The following is an 18,199-nucleotide window of genomic DNA, read 5'->3' as shown; positions in this document are numbered from 1 at the left end:
GTGGGGCGAAGATCGGAGATCGGATGATGAGGTGACTGACATGGCATTGGTGGGTAGACGCGATGGCCGCAATTTCGGCTACGGCAGGCAATTGAGCTACGCAGGGCCGCAAGCGCTGAAAGACATGTTCGGCGGCGGCCACTACGGCACGTTTAAGGCACACTGTGATCGGTGGCAGGCATTCGTCAAATGGTGCCGCTCCGAGCGGGGGCCGGGTATCAACGATGCGCGGCAGATTGATCGGAAGGTGTTGGCCGACTATGCAGCGCACCTGCGCGACGTGGTTGGGCGCGGAGACCTCGCCGTAAGCACCGCACAAAACCGGCTATCCAGCGTTAACAGGACCATGGCAGCGCTTCGCGGTGATCAGTGCGTGAAATTGACCAGTCCGAGCAAGGCGTTGGGTATGCAGCGCACCGGTATTCGCCACTCAGTGCCGCAGGGCCAAGACCGCGAACAGGTTAAGCAGATCGTCGATGCGCTTTGCCGCGATCATCAGCTACGGGCCGCCGCAATCGTTCTGTTGGCGCGATCCACTGGCATGCGATTGCGGGAGGCCATCTTGGCTGACCTACCACGGCTGAGCCGTGAAGCTGAAGACCTAGGCAGGATCAATATTCAAGATGGCACCAGAGGCGGCCGCGCCGGCGCCTTGGCACCACTTTGGATTGCGGTGGACGAACATATTCGCGAGGCACTTAGGTTTGCACGGCAGGTGTCGCCTGCGAGTAGCCGCAACCTGATTGCGCCACACGAAAGCTACCTGAATCTTCTGCGACAGATCATGCGCCCTGCGCGTGACATCCTCCATGCACACGACCTCAAAGGCTTCCATGAGCTACGAGCGGCGTATGCGTGTGAGCGCTACGAGCAGATCACCCAACATCCCGCGCCAATCAACGGCGGCCTTTGTTGCCAGGTAGATAGGAACCTTGATCGTGAGGCCCGGTGGCAAATCAGCTGCGAGCTGGGGCACGGGCGGATCGACGTGGTCGCCGCCTACATTGGTAGCCGGACATGAGTAAGCCATTCGACATGGAGCTGTTCTTGAGCGGGGTGCTGACCGGCCCGTACGCAACCCGGCAACGTCATGTGCGGCAGGCGAAAATCATACAGGCTGAGATTGCAAACCGCTGGCAGCGAGAAACGCCTTGGACTTGGCGGCGAAAGCATCTAATTTGGTTTCTAGAGCATTGTCTCGCTGGACGAAGTGAGGCAACGCGGTACTACTATCTGCTCACTGTTCGGCTATTGGCTAGACGCCTGAACGCATCATGGTCCTTCCATCTGTAGAAGGATCTGATCCTCACCGTAAGGATCGAAAATGACCCGATGCGACGTTCACAGACGAGTCGTCAGTGGCGACCAACGGTCGTCAAGATATAGCGCAAAGGCATGGATCTCTCGCCACGGCAGAGGAAGCGAAGCCTGACGAAGCTCTGCTCGGGGAGAACGAAGATATTCCTTGAAGGGAATGTTGACTGTTGGTAAGGTCCACTCCGCGTATGGAGGTTGATATGTCTCAAAAAACTAAAGTGATCGCTGCCGTATACGGCAAAGAGCATGATGCCGGAAGGGTTGTAGGCCAGTCGTTGAGAAGCCTGAGAGAGGCTGTCGGATACACTCAGCTCCAAATGGCAGAGAAGCTAGGAATTGGTCAGGCGGCCATTTCAAAAATAGAAGCACGGGGCGACGTCCAAATCTCCTCCCTAAAAAAGTACGTTGAAACTCTCGGCGCATCTTTACGAATTGAGGCGGCATTCAGTGCTGACAGTGACGTATCCGCTCGCCTACGCGGAGAGCTTGATATAAAAGAACACTCTAACAGGCAGTTGATATTACCGATATTCAGTAGCGACGAGCCAGCGGCATCAGCGACCAAAGATCTAATTATAAGTATCCACCCGCAATACTCAGAAAAAATCTTAAAAGGCCAAAAAACCGTAGAGCTTCGTAGACGATTCCCCCTATCCACAGCGAAAGGGACGAAGATATACATTTACTCAACATCACCTGTAATGGCGATTGTTGGGTGCGCAGAAATTTCCGAAATCATTAAACTTCCAATTCAAAACATATGGAAGAAATACTCAAAATCCGCACTAATTAAGAAACATGATTTCGAGGTGTACTTTGAAGGTTTGACCGAGGGATTTGCACTCGAGCTAACAAATGCACGAACATTTCAGACCCCAATGAATCTTAAGGAACTCAGAGAGCGGTTTAACTTCACCCCTCCTCAGTCCTTTATTTATGCCAAGCAGGAAATGCGCAGGGCCCTCATGGATGAACAGACAAATATATCTAATTGATACTAATATTGTAATCGGCCTAGAAGACAACAAAACTGTTCAACCTGTATTTTCAACATTTATACAGCTAGCGACAAAAAACAAGGTTGGCGTCTTCATTCATGCAGCCGCAAAGGATGATATAGCGCGCGACAAGAACATCGAGCGCCGCAACATCTCGGCAAGTAAGCTTGAAAAATTCAGCCACATCGAAAAAGTCCGTGGCTTTGATGCAAGCGCACTTGGCGATGAGTTCGGAAAAATCAGAAGGCCAAATGATGTAGTAGATGTCACTCTATTACATTCATTGCATATTGGCGCAGCAGACTTCTTGGTAACTCAAGATAGAGGTCTGCATGAAAGAGCGAGACGTCACTCATCAGAGTTAGGCAGGCGTGTCCTTCATATTGCCGACGCCGTAGACCTGTTGCAAACTACGTTTGAGCCAAAAGAAAGCCCTGTACGCTTTGTAGAAGAAGTTTCAGCAAATACAATACCTTTAAGCGATAAAATATTTGACAGCCTGAGAGAAGACTACGCCCCTTTCGATCAATGGTGGAAAGAAAAATGTGTTCGGGAACATAGGCAATGCTGGATTGTTTCAGACTACAGCACAAAAAGCATAGCAGGTTTAGTCGTTAGGAAGGATGAAACCTCAGACAACACGGATGCAACATTAACTGCCAATAAAATACTAAAAATCTGTACGTTCAAGGTCCGTCCCGAAAGCAGAGGAGTCAAACTTGGTGAGCTATTACTAAAAAAAGTATTTTGGTTTGCTCAGAAAAATGCCTACGACCTGGTATACGTTACCACATATAAAACTCAAAACTCGCTTATTGATTTACTCGAATACTACGGCTTTCAAAATACTGCAACAAAAAAAGATGGCGAACTCATCTACGAAAAGCGGTTTTCCCAAACCAGGCTCTCTCGCGAGGCGGGGCAGGACCTTTTCACTACGGCCAAGATTAACTATCCGCGCTTCGTATCAGACGCTGGCGTGAGAGCGTTTGGCATACCTATTAAAGAGAGCTATCACGACACGTTGTATCCTGATTTAAAGTATGATCCTCAAGGCGACCTATTTGAGAGCTCTGGGCTAATTGGTGGGCCGAATCGCCCCGGCAATACTATAAGAAAAGTTTATCTCTGCCGGGCCAAATCAAAACTCGGCGAACCTGGATCACTTCTATTTTTTTACAAAAGCAAATCAAAACATGAACCGTCCCAGTCAATTACTGCCGTTGGAATTTTTGAAGAACTTGCAAATGCAAATTCAACAAAAGAACTGATGACTTTATCCGGCGGACGATCTGTGTACAGCGAACAAGAACTTGAAAGCTGGCAAGCATCTAAAGAAAATCCCATTAAGGTCATAAATTATTTGTTAGCAGGATACATTGACCCACCTGTCAGCTTATCTGAACTGCAAGAGATTGGCATCTTCAGAGAGCATCCACCACAATCCATATTTGAAATCAAAGAGAATCTTGGGAAGTTACTACTTAGGGCAAAGCTCGGGTTTGAAACATAAAGATAAATGAGCCGCAATGACAATTTTATTCGCTCATCGAGCCAGACTTCAAAAAAGTGGTGACCACTGTTGAAAACTCAAGGAAATCAGGCTGATACAAAACCTTAAAGGGAACACCAAGCTCGTGACAAACTTTCCGAGCTTGCGCTCTCTCGTGCTCTAAAAACAGTCCAACATCAACTGCACTTTTCGAGGAATCTCTAGCAGCGAGGCGTGACTGTATCGTATTAACATCAGCCTCCAAAACCACCACACCTGTAATTTCTAAACCCTGAAAAACGGAAGCTTCCAGCTTAACAAAATTTGAATCAGCATTGATTAGAACAAAATGCCCGTCCAAAACCAACGCCTGCCCTCCTTTGATAATTTTCTGAACAGCATGCCTCAAAGCCAGTTGATTCTCTTCAATTTTTTTGGCCTTTTTGTCAACACTCCAATCCGCCATCGCTAGCTCTTTACGTATTAGCCCACTTGCACTTTCATGTACAACTGATGTCTCATTCGAATACCGTTCACAGAGAAAGCTCTTACCCACTCCATGAACCCCTGCCACGAATACCGTCATAACCACTCCAAAACTTTTATCACCAAATTATCATTGATGCCGACCATAAGGTCGGCACACACTCAGCCTCAACAACCTTTACCAGTATAGTTGCACTCACAGAATTAACCAAGATTTATGCTATAAGCAATAGCTGTGATAGGGGATAGGGGATAGGGGATAGGGGATAGGGTAAAATTGAAAATACTTCCTGGCTTGTCTGTGCACACATCTGACCCAACACGAACAACTAAAAACCTTAGACACCCTCCATACACTATAAACTTGATTTTCTTAGGCTTGATTAATACTATGGATCCTCAAATAACTCGTAACTCCTTGTCACTCGAACAAATTATCTAATTAGGCATCCATCTGCACTTCTGGGGAAGCAAATGTCGGGCTCTCTTTCATGTATTTTCTGCGGCAGCAATGATGCCTCGTCGTCTATAGCCCATATTGTCCCTGAGTCGCTAGGTGGAAGAAATGCACCGACGGGCAGGCCAGGCGTATCCTGCGATAGATGTAATCAATACTTCGGACAAAAAGTTGAGTCTAAGGCTCTCCAAAGCTTCCCGTTCATCGTCTATCGCTTGATGAACGGAATACCCTCAAAGAAAGGACGCTTCGTTAGGATGGATACCGAGCTCGGACAAATAGAGTCCTCCACTACCTCTGGAGTCATTGAGCTTGATCCGCAAAACGATCAAGTTAGGACTTCTATTGAACAAGGCCAGACTTCAAAATTTCACCTGATAGCCGAAGTCACAGAGCCACTGGCAGTAGTCCGAATGCTTTTGAAAATTGGACTCGAACAATTGGGCAAACATTTTTATAACATCGCAATCTCCGATCGTGTTAGTGAGGCTCGAGACTTTGCTCGGAGGCCCGGACGAGGTGATAGTTGGTGGTTTATCATTTATATCAACCCTGGAGAGCTCCTGCATGCAAGCACCCAAGACAATACTTCCATTGAGATCTCAGAACAGGATGGCGTACTTATTTCGGTAATGCGCTTACCCGGAGTTACTACTTTCACCCCATTAGAAAAACGTGCTCTTCCGCCGACAAAAAAAGACTTGCCACCACCTATTTTTCGAATAATCCACGCTAAATGCTGATGCAAACTAGAAATATAGATCGAGCCCATGAAAATTTAACTTTACACTACTGCGATCTAACACAACGCCCAGTTAATACCAATACTCTTACCCCACAAGTTAACCGATTGGAAATCAGTAGAAAACAAACTATAAAGCTCGGGCGTTTGCAGTTTAAATTCGGCCTCAGAAGGCGATGTTCTTATATACGCTTATCATGTACCCTAAATAGATGAACGCGCCCACCTGGTAGGTGGACCATGACAAACTCCCTTTGCAGATTTGAATATTTCTCAGTTTAGCACACTATTTACCTTGTAAGATCGAGCATGCACATAAGGGTACGTTTAGAGATAGTGAGTTTAAGGTTTGAAATAATACTGATGTAAGTCAAATATTTATGGATTTTTTCGACTCCTGGTGCCGCACCATATCCAGCTCCATCGATTTCTACCGAATGCCTTGGAAGCTCAAAAAATCGCCTTCAAGCGGGTTTTTTCGTCATGGCCTTTTACTCAAGGCTCGCTCGGCCGCCTTGTGATAAGCCTGTGCACGTTCGCGCTTATCGATAGCTACCACAAATACAACAACCTCCTGATCAATCACCTGATAGACCAATCGGTAGCCACTACTGCGCAGCTTGATCTTGTAGCAATCCGGCAAGCTGTGTAGCCGGTTCGCTTCGACTCTGGGATTAAGCAAAACCGAGGCGAGTTTTTTCTTGAGTTGTTGCCGGATCGTATCCCCAAGCTTCTGCCATTCCTTCAGCGCTCTCGCATCGAACTCAAGGCTATAGGTCATCCAGAGAAACCCGCACTCGCTGAGGATCGGCAAGGCGCTCGCGAACGGTCGCCAGCAGCGTTTCATCCTCCTCCGTCATGAGCACAGGCCTGAACGGTAGCTGTCCACGCTCGGCCACGTACTGTAATGCCTGACGCATGAGCTCCGAGGGCGTCACGCCCAAGCGCTCAAGCTCACGATAGGCTCGGGTTTTGAGATCGTCGTCGATGCGGACGTTGATGGAGGCCATGGTGGGTTGCTCGCTGTAATGACAATGGTCTTTACAGTGACTTAATTCTTAGCTCATGGCAAGTGGCGTGGGGAGACAAGCTGACGGAAGCCTATGCCGTTGCAGGCTGAGTCGTTTCTTCGATAGCCAGAATTTCAGAGCTGGGGCTGGAATACGCCTAAAAGTTTACTCAGATTCAGCCACGTGACTTATTTGCTCGGACGGGGTATCGAGCTTGCCGGTCATCCCGGGGATTTTTTGTGTAGGTTCGGGATTGCTGGGGCTGCTTTGCAGCCCATCGCGGCGCGAGGCCGCTCCTACCTTGGGATTCGCTCGGTTCCGGATGCGGTGTTGGGGGGGTTGCTCGTATGGGACGGCGCTTACGCAAGATACGGGTTAGGATTCCCGGCGAATTGAATGCACCTGCCCAAGGCCCCTCACCCCAACCAAACCTCAAACCGGGTACCCAACACCCCATCCGAGCACATATTCACACTCCCCCCATGCGCCTCGGCGATCTTCTTCACGATGAACAACCCCAGCCCCACCGACCGGACCGTGTCCTGGCAATCGCTGCCTCGGGTCATCGGCTCGAACAACGTGGGCAGCAGCGCGTCATCGATTGCAGCACCATGGTTATGCACAGTCACCACCGCCCCGTCATCCGAGAAATCCGTGGTCACGGTAATGGGATAGCGAAGGTCGCCATAGGCGACAGCGTTGGCCACCAGGTTACCCATCAACTGCTGCAAGCGATCCGGGTCGACCTGCACCACACGCCAACCGCGGGCGTAATGCCGAATCTGTGCATCAGGGAAGGCCACCTTCAGCTCGCTCACCGAATAATCCACGGCACGCACCAGGTCCACTGGCTCGCGGCGGATGGTCATGCCGGGGCCGAGCCTGACCGAGGCGAAGTCGAGCAGGTCGACGATCATGCGCAGCGCGCGCTCGGTCGAGGTATCGATGCCCGCCAACAAGCGCCGAGCACGGTCGCTTGGTAGATCGCGCTTGAGCATGGACGCGGCCATCTGGATGGCGGTCAGGGGGTTCTTCAGGTCGTGGCTGGCAATGGCGACCATCTGTTCGGAGAAGACGGCACGCCGCTGGACTTCCTGGTAGGCGGCGGCGAGTTCAGCCTGGGCGCGCTGCAGGGCGCTTTCGGCTTCTATCTTCTGCGCCAGCATTTCTTCGGCGCGTTGCATGGCTTCAAGGGCAGCCTTGCCACTGCTGGTGCTTTCGAGCGCGCTGAACAGCGCCAGATGGTAACGGATGCCGTCATCGCTTTCGCGGCGCACGCCGCTGAGCAGCATGGGCAGCTTGCGGCCGTCGCGGTGGCGCAGGGCGATCTTCACTTCGGAGATCGACCCCTGCATGTTCAGCAGTGGGCCCCAGTGGGTCAGCAGGAACACGCGGCCGTCGGCGGGCAGCAGTTGGTCGAAGCTCATCGCGTGCAGGGTGGCGCTGTCGTACCCCAGCCAGTCGGCCAGTGTCTGGTTGCAGCGCACCAGGGTGCCGTCGGGCGCCATCACCACCAGGGCACAGGGGGCGTGCTCGAAGAAGGCCTGGGTGGACAGCAGCGCTGTGTTATCCATGGTCGAGGCCAAGGTGGGTGAAGAATTGGTCCATCGCGGCCGCACAAGCGCCTGACGCGCTCAGCTGGGGGTAATGGCCCATGTTCTCGATGATGCTCAGCTGGCTGCTGGGCATGACGGCGTGCAGGTAGTTGCCTACCGCCAAAGGCACGACGGGGTCCCCGGTGCATTGCACGATCAGGGTGGGCAGCTGCAGGCCTGTCACGTCCTTGCGGTGGTCGGACAGGAAGATCACGCGGGCGAAGTGCCGGGCGATCTGGGCGTCGGTGCGGCTGAAACTGCTGGCCAGTTCCTGCTCCAGGGCCGGCTGGCCGGGGGTCCCCATCAGCACGGGGGCCATGGAGCTGGACCAACCCAGGTAGTTTTCGTCGAGGGTGGTCAGCAGGTCGTGCACTTCATCGGGGGTGAAGCCGCCGGTGTACGCCTCGTCGTCGACGTAACAGGGCGAGCCGCCCACCATGACCAGCCCCATCAGGCGGCCTGGCCGCTGGCGCTCGGCCAGGGCAGTGATCATGGCGCTGACCGAGTGGGCGACCACGATGACCGGGCCTTGGGCGTATTCGTCGATGATTTCGTTGAGATCGCTCGCGTAGCCCCACAGCGTGGAGTACTTGTCGTGCTTGTAGGCACTCAGGTCCGAGTGCCCCGCCCCGACCAAGTCGTAGGTCACGACCCGGAAGCGTTCGAGAAAGTGCGGGAGCAGCAGCCGCCACATGGATTGGTCGCAGCCGAAACCATGGGACAGAACGAGGGTCACGTCACCGGCTCCGGCAACCTGGACGTTGTTACGTTTTTGCAGGGTCATACCTCTCCCCAATACCGTTCAACGTCATGCTGAGCTGTCACGATCCGTTCAAGTCCTTGCTGAGAATAGTTGAGGGAAGCCCTACAGAAAGGTGCCGTTGAGCGACGCGTCATCGCCCCGCTAATGACTTAGTGGGGTCTTGTGCTGTAACAGTTCACGGATCGGGACGCCCACATTACGCTATATAGGCAAGCGACGTAGAAGTTTCTGCCAATTTTCTGGGGACAGACGGTCAGGCGATGATCAGGATGCCATTGGCTGGTGTTTGACTTCGGTCAACTCGAATAGCGCTGCGAAGGTTAGGCTCAGGTCATGTACCGCCTGCCGGAGGCACCTCATGGCCAAGAAATTCCCGAAGCACCCCAGCCACCCCGAGCGCATTTGCTGGGGCTGCGATCTGTATTGCCCAGCCAAGGCGCTGGCATGCGGCAATGGTGCCGACCGGACCATGCACCCGATGGAGCTGTTCGGCGAGGGCTGGGACAGCTTCGATGACAGGTTCGAGCCGCCCGCTGTGGATAACGCGAAGCCCCCACCCTCTGACCACGCCCTCAGCCCTGCATGAACCACCTCATCCGCCGGGCGCGGGTGAGGTGTTCGTGCTTGCAACGTGGATCAGAAGTTGGTGTTGACGGTCAGCGACAGGCTGCGCGGGTCACCGTATACGGCGCCTGCATAGAACCCGTAGCGGGTGTAGTAGTGCTTGTCGAAGAGGTTGTTGGCATTGAGGGTCACGCTGGTGTCGTCGGTCACCTGGTACTTGGCCATGGCGTTCCAGATGGCGTAGCCGGACCAGTTCACGTCGGTGGCACCACTGCTCACGCCGTTGACGGGCTGGCCCGCCGGGCTGGAAAGGGCGCGGATATTGGACTGCGCGGTAACGCCGGCGCCGACCGTCAGGCGGTCGAGTGGGCCGCTGAGGTGGTAGGTGGTGGAGGCCTTGAACAGGTGCGAAGGGTCGCTGCGCCCGTCGCTGTCAACGCGGCGGAAGTGCAGGTAGGTGTAGCCGGCGTACACGTTCCAGTCCGGGGTGAGGGCGCCGGCGATTTCCAGGTCGATACCGTCGGTTTCCTGGCCTGAGCCTGCTTTGTAGGCATCGCCACCGGTCGGGGTCGACAGGCCGCCGTCCAGCACGGCCTTGTTTTCCTGCTTGGTGCGGAAGTACGCCGCAGAGGCGTTCAGGCGACCGTCGAACCAGGCGCCTTTGATGCCCGTCTCGTAGCTTTGCCCACGGATCGGCTCGACCCGGCTGCCGGCACTGGTTTCCTGGGTTTGCGGGTTGAAGATGTCGGTGTAGCTGGCGTACAGCGAGTAGGTGTCGTTGAGGTCGTAGACCGCGCCCAGGTAGGGAGTCACAACGCCGTTTTCTTCCTGGCTGGTGCGCACGGCATCCACGCTGCGGGTGATGGCCGAGTAGTCGGTGGTGCGCACGCCCAGGATCACCGACAGTGGGTCGGTGATGCTCAGGCGGGTCGCGGCGTACATGCCTTGCAGGCGGGTGGTGGTCTTGCTGTGCTTGCCGGTCTGCGAAGCCAGCATGGCATAGTCCCCGTCCACGCCATTGCGCCAGTCGCTGATGGGCAGGCCATTGTTGGCGCGGAACAAGCAGCCCACCACTGGATCGGTGGCCTTGCCGCCACCGACCATGCTGCAGCGGTATTCCGGGGACCACTGCACGCTACGGCTGTCGTTGTAGCCGACCATGGCCTGGTGCGTACGGCCAAACAACTGGAACGGGCCGGACAGGTCGATCTGCGCCGACTGCTGGGTGGTGTCGCTCGAGCTGTGCAGGCCGTTGAGCACCGCGCCGCTGCCGTCCTGATTCCAGTAGCCGCCGAACCGGCCGCGCCCTGCCGAGTTGACCTTGCCCAGGCCTCGGTGGTTGAGGGCATCGGTCGTGCTCTGGGATGCCTTCAGGTCCAGCGACCAGTCGTTGTCGAAGCGGTGCACCAGCGAGCCGAAGGCGGTGCGGGTGGTGTACTCGCCAAAGCTCCAGCTCGGTACCAGGTTGGAGCTGCGTGGCAGGTCGGTCTTGCTGCCGTCGCGGTACCAGATGGGGATGTTCGCGCCCCAGCCACCGCCCACCACCTTGTTGTACTCGTACTGATAGCCGGCACCTAGGGTGGTGGCGTCGTCCAGGTCGAACTCGAAGTTGGCCAGGGCCGCGCGTGAACGGTCGGACTGGTAGTCGCGGAACGAGTTGGCGTCCTGCTGGGTCACCACGAAACGCGAGCGCAGGCGGCCGTCTTCGGACAGCGGCAGGTTCAGGTCGGCGCCCAGGCGGCGTTTGTCCCAGCTGCCGTAGGTGGCATAGGCGCTGCCGCCGAAGGTGCGGGTGGGCGCCTTGCGAATCAGGTCGATGGTAGCGGACGGGTCACCGGTTCCGCCGAGCAGGCCGTTGGCACCGCGCACGATGTCGATGCGCTCGTACAGGTCCATGTTCAGGGCGTTGCCGCTACCGCTGAAGTCGGACGCGCCGGGTGCCTGCAGGCCGTCGATTTTCCAGTTGGTGATGGAATAGCCACGGGCGCGGTAATCGGTGCGTCCGCCCACTTCGGCTTTGCTGGCGGTTACCCCGGGGGTGGTTTCCAGCGCCTGCTCGATGCTGTGGATGGCGCGGTCATCCATCTGCTGGCGGGTGATGGTGGTGACCGACTGTGGCGTTTGCCGTGGGGTCAGCGCCAGGCCGGTGGAGCTGCGCGTGCGTTCGACGGTGTAGCCCAGCTGGCCGGCATCGTCCTGGGGCAGCAGGGCACTGTCTTCGATTTGCGTGGCATCGAGCACCAGAGGTGCGCTGTCGGCGGCCATGACACCACCGCTGATGGCGAGGCCGACGAAGAAGGCAATTGGCTTGAGGCGGGTCCCGCCACAGGTGAACGCGGTGAAGGTGTTGGCGATGCTTGAGGGATTCATTTGGGAAGGCTTCGTATTTGCAGATGATTTTTTGTTAGGATTCTAGGGATCAGTCCTCCGGGCTCTACACCCGACATGTACGGGGATGTAATGCAACGTAACGGGCGTTGACGACGCCCGCCTCACAGGTGTTTTTTCAGATGAGCACAACCCTGCTGGTTGTTGATGACGACGACGAGATTCGCGAGCTGCTGTGCGATTACCTGACCGATGCAGGCTACGTCGTACTGGCGGCGGCCGACGGCAAGCAGATGCACGAGCACCTGGCGCGGCAAAAGGTGGACCTTGTGGTGCTGGACCTGATGCTGCCCGGTGAAGATGGCCTGAGCCTGTGCCGTCAGTTGCAGGCCCTGCCGGGGCTGGCGGTGATCATGCTGTCGGCCAAGGGCAGTGCACTGGACCGCATCATTGGCCTGGAAGTAGGGGCCGACGATTACCTGGCCAAGCCTTTCGAACCCCGGGAACTCATTGCCAGGATCAAGGCCGTGCTGCGCAGGCCCCATCGGCTGGAGGCTGCCGTACAGGAGCCAACCCAGGTCCAAGCCCATGTCTTTGCAGGTTTTCGCCTGGAACACATCAAGCGCCTGCTGACCCGCCCCGACGGGCAGACCTTGACCTTGCCGCGCTCCGATTATCGGGTGCTGCGCGAACTGCTCGAAGCCAACAACCGTGTGGTGTCTCGCGACCAGTTGACACGTAGTGCCTTCAGCCGCGACCACCTGCCGGACGATCGCTCGGTCGACATGTGCGTCAGCCGCCTGCGCCAGCATCTGCGCCATGCGCCTGGCGATGTGGCGCAGATCCTCACCATCCGCAACGAAGGTTATCTGCTGAGCATTGCTCAGACCCAGGCCACGGCCTGACATGCGCTGGGCTCGCCGACTGTGGCCGCGCACGCTGTTCGGGCAGCTGATGCTGATCATGGTGGGCGGCACCCTGGCCATTCAGTTGATGTCCAGCAGCATCTGGTTCGATGTGCGCTTCGCCCAGGTGTTCGAAGCCCCCGTGCGCTTGATTGCGGCGCGCAGTGCACCGCTCATCCAGCAGGCCAGCTGTCATGCCGGCGTGCTCAAGGTGCCGGCCCATTACCAGTTGCGCTGCGCCGAGCAGCTGCCCGTACTGCAGCAGGACGAACGGCGCGGGCGCAAACGGGTCGAGTTGCTGCTTCATCAGGCACTGAAATACGAGCTTGGCCATGAGCCGCAGGTGCGCTTGATGAAGGTGCAGTTGACCGACGAACTGGGCCAGCCGATCGTCTGGCGCAGCCTGTTCGGGCTGCGCACCGCCCAGGCCCATCTTCAGTTTGCGGTGCCGTTGGCAGACGGGCATTGGCTGACCATCGACGGGCAGGAACTGCAGGGCTGGAGCGGTGAATCCGCCTGGCTGCTGATCAGTGACTACCTGCTGCGGGTGTACGCGTTGCGCATTGTCGCCGTGCTGGTGGTGTGCCTGATTGCCGTGCGCCTGTGCCTGCGTCCGCTACGCCGCCTGGCGGATGCGGCGCTGGCGCTGGGCAGCAACCTGCAACAACCGCCGCTGGCGCTCGATGGTCCCGATGAGGTTCGTCAGGCCGCGCAAGCCTTCAACGCCATGCAGCAGCGCCTGATCGCCATGGTCAACGACAAGGCTTACTTTCTCGCTGCTGTCTCCCATGACCTGCGCACCCCGCTGACGCGCATGCGCCTACGCCTGGAACGCATGCCCGACGACGAACACCGGCAGCGCTTGCGGCAGAACATCGCCCAGATGGACGACATGATCGGCCAGGTGCTGGACTACCTGCGTGCGGGCGAACAGCAAAACCTGCAACCGGTCGACATGGATCGCCTGGTGATACGCCAGTGCGCCGAGCTGGCCACTGCCGACGAACCCATACCCGTGCACGGCCATGGCGGCGTGGTGAGCGTCGATGCCCTGATGGTGCAGCGTTGCCTGCAAAACCTGCTGGTCAATGCATTGCGTTATGCCAGTCAGGTGAGTGTGTCGGTGGAGCGCGTAGGGGCACGGGTGCTGGTTCACGTCGAGGATCGAGGCCCAGGCATTGCGCCGCACCTGCTGGCGACCGTCACCGAACCGTTCGTACGGGGCGAGAGCTCGCGTAACCAGGCATCCGGCGGGTATGGGCTGGGGCTGAGTATCGTCGAGCGAATCATGACCAGCCATGGGGGGGCATTGCGGGTGCGCAACCGTGAGGGGGGCGGGTTGCGCGTGACCCTTGAGCTGCCTGTCTAGAGACGGGCAGCCCGTAGGCTCAGGCCAGCGGCGCACGCGGTGCGAAGGTGACCTGCGTGGGTGACCGGATCAGAAGATGCTGATCGGGTACTCGACGAATACGCGGACTTCGTTGCCGTCGTCGTTGTAACCGTTCTGGCGCACGGCATTGTTGGTACGCAGGAACGAGCTGCGCAGCTTGACCGACAGGTCCTTGGCAGGGCCTTCCTGTACCACGTAGCGGATCTGGTTGAAGATCTCGCGCTCCTTGCCTTCGCCGAAGCCCTGTGGGTTGGCGACATTGCGGGTGTTGATGTTGTCACCCACCACGTAGGCCAGCTTGTAGGTCAGGCCAGGGATGCCGTAGGCACCGAAGTCCAGGCCATAGCCCAGCTGCCAGGAACGTTCGTCCTCGGCATTGAAGTCGGACCAGTAGGAGTTGGCCAGGAAGATGGTCGAGCCACCATCACCCACGCCGCCCTGGTTCTGGTACCAGCCATAGTTGTAGCCGGTACTGCCGGTGCTGCGCTGGTGAGCGAGGGTGAACGAGTGGGCGCCGTAGGCGTAGGTGGCGGCCAGGCTCCAGATGGTGTTCGAGTCGCCGTTCAGGCCCGCTTCACGCACGTACTTGTTGTCGATGCTCGACTTGTAGCCGTTGAAGTCCAGGGTCAGGGACTGGTTCTCGGCAATGGCGTAGACGTAGTTCAAGCCCAGGTAGTGCTTCTTCATCACGTCTTCGGTGTCGGCGGTGTACAGCGACGCGGTGAAGTTGTCGTTGAACTTGTAGCTACCGCCCAACACGTTGATCGACTTCAGACCACCGCCATCGCGGCGTTCGGCGCTCTTGCGCGCTTCCTGGGTGAAGCGACCGGCGTTCAGCTCCAGGCCTTCGATTTCCTTGGAGGTGATCAGGGTGCCGGTGAAGCTTTCCGGCAGCAGGCGCGCATCGTCGTACTGGAGCACTGGCAGGGCGGGCATCTGGTCACCGTACTTGAGCACGGTGTTGGAAATGCGGAACTTCACGGCGGCACCGGCACGGGCCAGGTTGTGCGGCGAACGGGCATTGCCATCGGCATTGGTGGTGTCGTGCGGCTTGAAGAAGTCGACGCCGCCACCACCGTTGTGGCCCTTGCCGCCGTCCAGGCGCAAGGCGTACAGGCCGAATGCATCGACGCCGACCCCGACGGTGCCCTGGGTGAAGCCGGACGAGAAGTTACCGATGAATGCCTGGCCCCACTCGATCTGGTCATCGGTGCCGTGCTTCTTGTCACGGTTGATGTAGGCGTTGCGCAGAAGGACGTTGGCGTGGCTGTCCTCGATGAAGCCGTTGCTGGCGGCCTGGTCATTGGCCTGGGCCTGGGTCGCGGCGATCATCGCCAGGGCGACCAGGCTGATCCTGGTATTCAACATGTTATTTTCCTTATTTCTTGATCGAAAACGCGCTGCGTAATGACGCCATGAACCAACGCCCCTTCGTAGGTTCGACGCTATGCAGGTTCTGCCAAAAGCCCCTTTGCCGGTAAACGCGGCCGGCCTGGCAACAGCATGGCCAAACGGATTGGCCAGCAGGCGTGGCCGAATCCTAGCGGCGTGCGATTACAAATGTCAAAAAAACGTGAAATTCAGGTTGATATAACTAAAAACCGAGCGCTCATGAGGCATTTTCTTTAGAACTAAAGCTGTAGGAGGATATTCCTTCTTGATATGGAAAACTCATCCTGATCACAGCGACAAGTTCCCTTGGCAGGCCTTCGTAATTAGTTACAAAGTGATACAAACGTAAAAATCCAGGGCTCAGAATAGGCGAGCATTAGTAAATAGCACCCATTATCATTCGCACCTTCATTATTGCTCGGTCAAACGTGCGCCATGCCTGCCCCTTCTCGCCTCGCTCCTATCACGCTCTCCATTTCATGCCTGCTGGCTGCCAGCCCCACAAGCGCTGCCACCACCACCCTACCTGAGCTGTCCGTCACCGCCGAAAGCGAGCGGGAAAAAGACAACCCGCGGGTGCGTGAGGTCGGTACCGCGACTCGAACCGCCACTGCCGTGCGCTCCGTGCCGCAGGCGGTGGATACGATAAAGACGTCGCAGGTGCTGGACTACGGCAGCGACACGCTGGGCAAAGCGCTCGAGGGTATCCCCAACGTCAGCAGTGGTGCCGACACGCGCTTCGACAGCGTACGCATTCGCGGCTTCGAAGCCGGCAATGACTTCTATCTGGACGGCGTGCGCGATGACAGCCAGTACATCCGCGACCTGCACAGCATCGAACGGGTCGATGTACTCAAAGGCCCGGCGGCCGTGCTGTATGGGCGGGGCGGCCAGGGGGGTATCGTCAACCGCATCAGCAAGGCGCCCGAGGCAGGCCGTCGCTCTACCCTGGAGGCACGGGCAGGCAGCGAGGATCTGCGCAGCCTGTATGCCGACCTGAGCGCAGACCCCAGCGACACGGTCAGCCTGCGCCTGAACATGGGTAACCAGGACAACAACAGCTTCCGTGACGGTATCGACGGTAGCCGCCAGCTGTTCGCACCCTCGGTCAGCTGGCAGGTCACGCCGCAGCTGAACTGGCTGGTGCAATACGAGTACAGCCGCTTCAACCGCACGCCGGACCGCGGTATCCCCGGCGTCGATGGCCGCCCGGCGAACGTCAGCCGCAGCACGACCTACGGCGATACACAGCGTGACTTCATCGATGACCGGGCGCAGTCCTTGCGCTCACGCCTGAACTACGAGCTCAACGATGCGTGGCAACTGCGTCACACCCTGAGCCTGTTCAAGCTCGACAGCGAATTCGACAACACCTACCCCACCGCCTATAACCCCAGCAATGGCACGGTGACGCGTCAGCGCTGGCAGCAGGACCTGAACACCCGCAACCTGTTCAACACCCTGGAAGCCGAAGGCACCTTTGACACACTAGGCCTGGGGCACACGCTGTTGCTGGGCCTGGAGTTCGGCAGCCAACGCCGCGACCCTACCTTGTATACCGCGGCTGCGGCAAACGCCGGCGGGCGGCCCGTGCCGCCGCTGGACCTGTACGACCCTGACCGGAGCAAGCAGCACAACGGTCGCATGGTGATGTCCAGCAACAACCACACCGTGGTGCAAAGCCGTGGCCTGTACCTGCAAGACCAGCTTCGCCTGAACGATCAATGGCAGCTGCTGGCAGGCGTGCGCTTCGATGAATTCGACGTGGAGACCACCAACAAGGTGCGCAGCCTGACCGAAAAACAGAGCAGCCGGACCACCAGCCCTCGCATAGGGATCGTGTACACCCCGTCGCAGGATCACTCGTTCTACGCATCATGGAGCAAGACCTTCTCGCCGGTAGGCGGTGGCCTGATCGGCATCACGCCGGGCGCCCCGGGCAACAGCAACGAGACGGCACCCGAGCTGACCCGGCAAAAGGAAGTTGGCGTGAAGAGCGACTGGTTCGACCAGCGCCTGACCACCACCCTGGCGGTCTATGAACTGGAGCTTTACAACCGTCGTACCCGCGACCCGCTTAATCCGGAAATCACCTTGCTCAGCGGCCTTCAGCGCTCGCGCGGCATTGAGTTGACCGCCACGGGCAATGTGATCGGCAACTGGTACGTGCGCGGCGGGGTTGGCTTGCAGGATGCCACCATCGTCAAGGACAACAACGGCCAGCAAGGTAACCGGATCAATGACGTGGCCAAGCGTAACGCCAGCCTGTTCGTCACCTGGAAGCCAGAACTGGGCTGGTACGCCGAAACAGGCCTGACGCTGGTCGGTCAGCGGTATGCCGACAACCAGAACACCACGGTGCTGCCAGGTTATGGCCGCTGGGATGCGCTGGCCGGGTATCGCACCCAGGCGTGGGATGTGCGGGCGGCGCTGAGCAACATTGCCGACCGGACATACTACAGTTCGGCGACCAGTGCAGCGCAGATCCAGGTCGGCGACCCCCGCAGCCTGGTCGTCACAGGCACCTACAGCTTCTGAACGTCAGCAGGGGCAGCCTTTGCGGGGCTGCCCCTGCCAGTGTGGTACAGGGTTTGAGCAACGTTGGGTCGCGGCTAACGCCACACCGCCATCAACGCATGAAACTCCGCCTCGCTGATCAGTCCTTCAGGGTAGCGCCCTGCAAGTAGCCGTCGTGGGTCGGTCGTCCTGACCCTGCTGCTTCCATGGTGCTTCAACCACGTCGCCAAACGCTCGAGCGAT

The 18,199-nt window shown here is 57.5% G+C and carries 16 protein-coding genes and 1 pseudogene; 10 read left to right on the top strand and 7 right to left on the bottom strand.

The window, feature by feature from the left end:
• Positions 1-40: 40 nt before the first annotated feature.
• From NMB38_RS01205 to NMB38_RS01190, 4 genes are all read left to right on the top strand, one after another.
• The gene (locus NMB38_RS01205) at positions 41-1,021 is read left to right on the top strand and encodes an integrase domain-containing protein (RefSeq protein ID WP_345956501.1); all 981 of its coding nucleotides are present in this window, start codon (positions 41-43) and stop codon (positions 1,019-1,021) included.
• Positions 1,018-1,293: a hypothetical protein gene (locus NMB38_RS01200; protein WP_345956500.1), complete on the top strand. Its 276-nt coding sequence runs from the start codon at positions 1,018-1,020 to the stop codon at positions 1,291-1,293. Before NMB38_RS01205 ends, NMB38_RS01200 begins: the two co-directional genes overlap by 4 nt.
• 224 nt (positions 1,294-1,517) lie before the next feature.
• Positions 1,518-2,312 carry a DUF365 domain-containing protein gene (locus NMB38_RS01195; protein ID WP_345956499.1) on the top strand — a complete coding sequence of 265 codons (795 nt, stop codon included), beginning with the start codon at positions 1,518-1,520 and terminating at the stop codon, positions 2,310-2,312.
• Positions 2,287-3,828, top strand: coding sequence for a GNAT family N-acetyltransferase (locus NMB38_RS01190; protein ID WP_345956498.1), 1,542 nt, complete (start codon positions 2,287-2,289; stop codon positions 3,826-3,828). The genes NMB38_RS01195 and NMB38_RS01190 overlap by 26 nt, the downstream gene beginning before the upstream one ends.
• A 25-nt stretch (positions 3,829-3,853) precedes the next feature.
• Here NMB38_RS01190 and NMB38_RS01185 read toward each other — a convergent pair whose 3' ends face one another.
• Positions 3,854-4,393: an ATP-binding protein gene (locus NMB38_RS01185; protein WP_345956497.1), complete on the bottom strand. Its 540-nt coding sequence runs from the start codon at positions 4,391-4,393 to the stop codon at positions 3,854-3,856.
• 374 nt (positions 4,394-4,767) lie between these two features.
• On the opposite strand from NMB38_RS01185, the pseudogene NMB38_RS01180 reads away from it, so the two are divergent.
• A pseudogene (locus tag NMB38_RS01180) lies at positions 4,768-4,935 on the top strand (HNH endonuclease); the annotation flags it as partial.
• Between the two features lie 72 nt (positions 4,936-5,007).
• Positions 5,008-5,493 carry a hypothetical protein gene (locus NMB38_RS01175; RefSeq protein ID WP_345956496.1) on the top strand — a complete coding sequence of 162 codons (486 nt, stop codon included), beginning with the start codon at positions 5,008-5,010 and terminating at the stop codon, positions 5,491-5,493.
• A gap of 480 nt (positions 5,494-5,973) precedes the next feature.
• Here the strand turns inward: NMB38_RS01175 and NMB38_RS01170 are convergent, their stop codons facing one another.
• From NMB38_RS01170 to NMB38_RS01155, 4 genes are all read right to left on the bottom strand, one after another.
• On the bottom strand, positions 5,974-6,273 hold the full coding sequence (locus NMB38_RS01170; RefSeq protein ID WP_345956495.1) for a type II toxin-antitoxin system RelE family toxin: 300 nt from the start codon (positions 6,271-6,273) through the stop codon (positions 5,974-5,976).
• Complete coding sequence (locus NMB38_RS01165; protein ID WP_345956494.1) at positions 6,263-6,502, bottom strand: type II toxin-antitoxin system RelB/DinJ family antitoxin; 240 nt, start codon at positions 6,500-6,502, stop codon at positions 6,263-6,265. The genes NMB38_RS01170 and NMB38_RS01165 overlap by 11 nt, the downstream gene beginning before the upstream one ends.
• A 416-nt stretch (positions 6,503-6,918) precedes the next feature.
• Positions 6,919-8,076: a PAS domain-containing sensor histidine kinase gene (locus tag NMB38_RS01160; protein ID WP_110607259.1), complete on the bottom strand. Its 1,158-nt coding sequence runs from the start codon at positions 8,074-8,076 to the stop codon at positions 6,919-6,921.
• Entirely contained in the window at positions 8,069-8,881 is an 813-nt protein-coding gene (locus NMB38_RS01155; protein ID WP_027914097.1) for an alpha/beta fold hydrolase, read from the bottom strand. The genes NMB38_RS01160 and NMB38_RS01155 overlap by 8 nt, the downstream gene beginning before the upstream one ends.
• Before the next feature lie 337 nt (positions 8,882-9,218).
• Between NMB38_RS01155 and NMB38_RS01150 the strand changes: the two genes are divergently transcribed.
• Positions 9,219-9,446 (top strand): DUF3079 domain-containing protein, encoded by a 228-nt coding sequence (locus tag NMB38_RS01150; RefSeq protein ID WP_345956493.1) that lies wholly within the window; start codon positions 9,219-9,221, stop codon positions 9,444-9,446.
• A gap of 50 nt (positions 9,447-9,496) precedes the next feature.
• On the opposite strand, the gene NMB38_RS01145 is transcribed toward NMB38_RS01150, so the two are convergent.
• Positions 9,497-11,794, bottom strand: a complete 2,298-nt coding sequence (locus NMB38_RS01145; RefSeq protein WP_345956492.1) for a TonB-dependent siderophore receptor — start codon at positions 11,792-11,794, stop codon at positions 9,497-9,499.
• 140 nt (positions 11,795-11,934) lie between these two features.
• Between NMB38_RS01145 and NMB38_RS01140 the strand changes: the two genes are divergently transcribed.
• Positions 11,935-12,657: a response regulator gene (locus NMB38_RS01140; protein WP_027914099.1), complete on the top strand. Its 723-nt coding sequence runs from the start codon at positions 11,935-11,937 to the stop codon at positions 12,655-12,657.
• A gap of 1 nt (position 12,658) precedes the next feature.
• Positions 12,659-14,026 carry an ATP-binding protein gene (locus tag NMB38_RS01135; RefSeq protein WP_028688171.1) on the top strand — a complete coding sequence of 456 codons (1,368 nt, stop codon included), beginning with the start codon at positions 12,659-12,661 and terminating at the stop codon, positions 14,024-14,026.
• A gap of 69 nt (positions 14,027-14,095) precedes the next feature.
• Here the strand turns inward: NMB38_RS01135 and NMB38_RS01130 are convergent, their stop codons facing one another.
• Positions 14,096-15,415 carry an OprD family porin gene (locus NMB38_RS01130; RefSeq protein WP_023535821.1) on the bottom strand — a complete coding sequence of 440 codons (1,320 nt, stop codon included), beginning with the start codon at positions 15,413-15,415 and terminating at the stop codon, positions 14,096-14,098.
• A gap of 459 nt (positions 15,416-15,874) precedes the next feature.
• Here NMB38_RS01130 and NMB38_RS01125 point away from each other — a divergent pair, with 459 nt between their 5' ends.
• Positions 15,875-17,977, top strand: a complete 2,103-nt coding sequence (locus tag NMB38_RS01125) for a TonB-dependent receptor (RefSeq protein WP_345956491.1) — start codon at positions 15,875-15,877, stop codon at positions 17,975-17,977.
• Positions 17,978-18,199: the final 222 nt, after the last annotated feature.

The organism is Pseudomonas sp. FBCC-B35, assembly GCF_059133755.1.
Note: the sequence above shows the minus strand (reverse complement) of the source record. Positions and strands in the feature narration are given on the sequence as shown.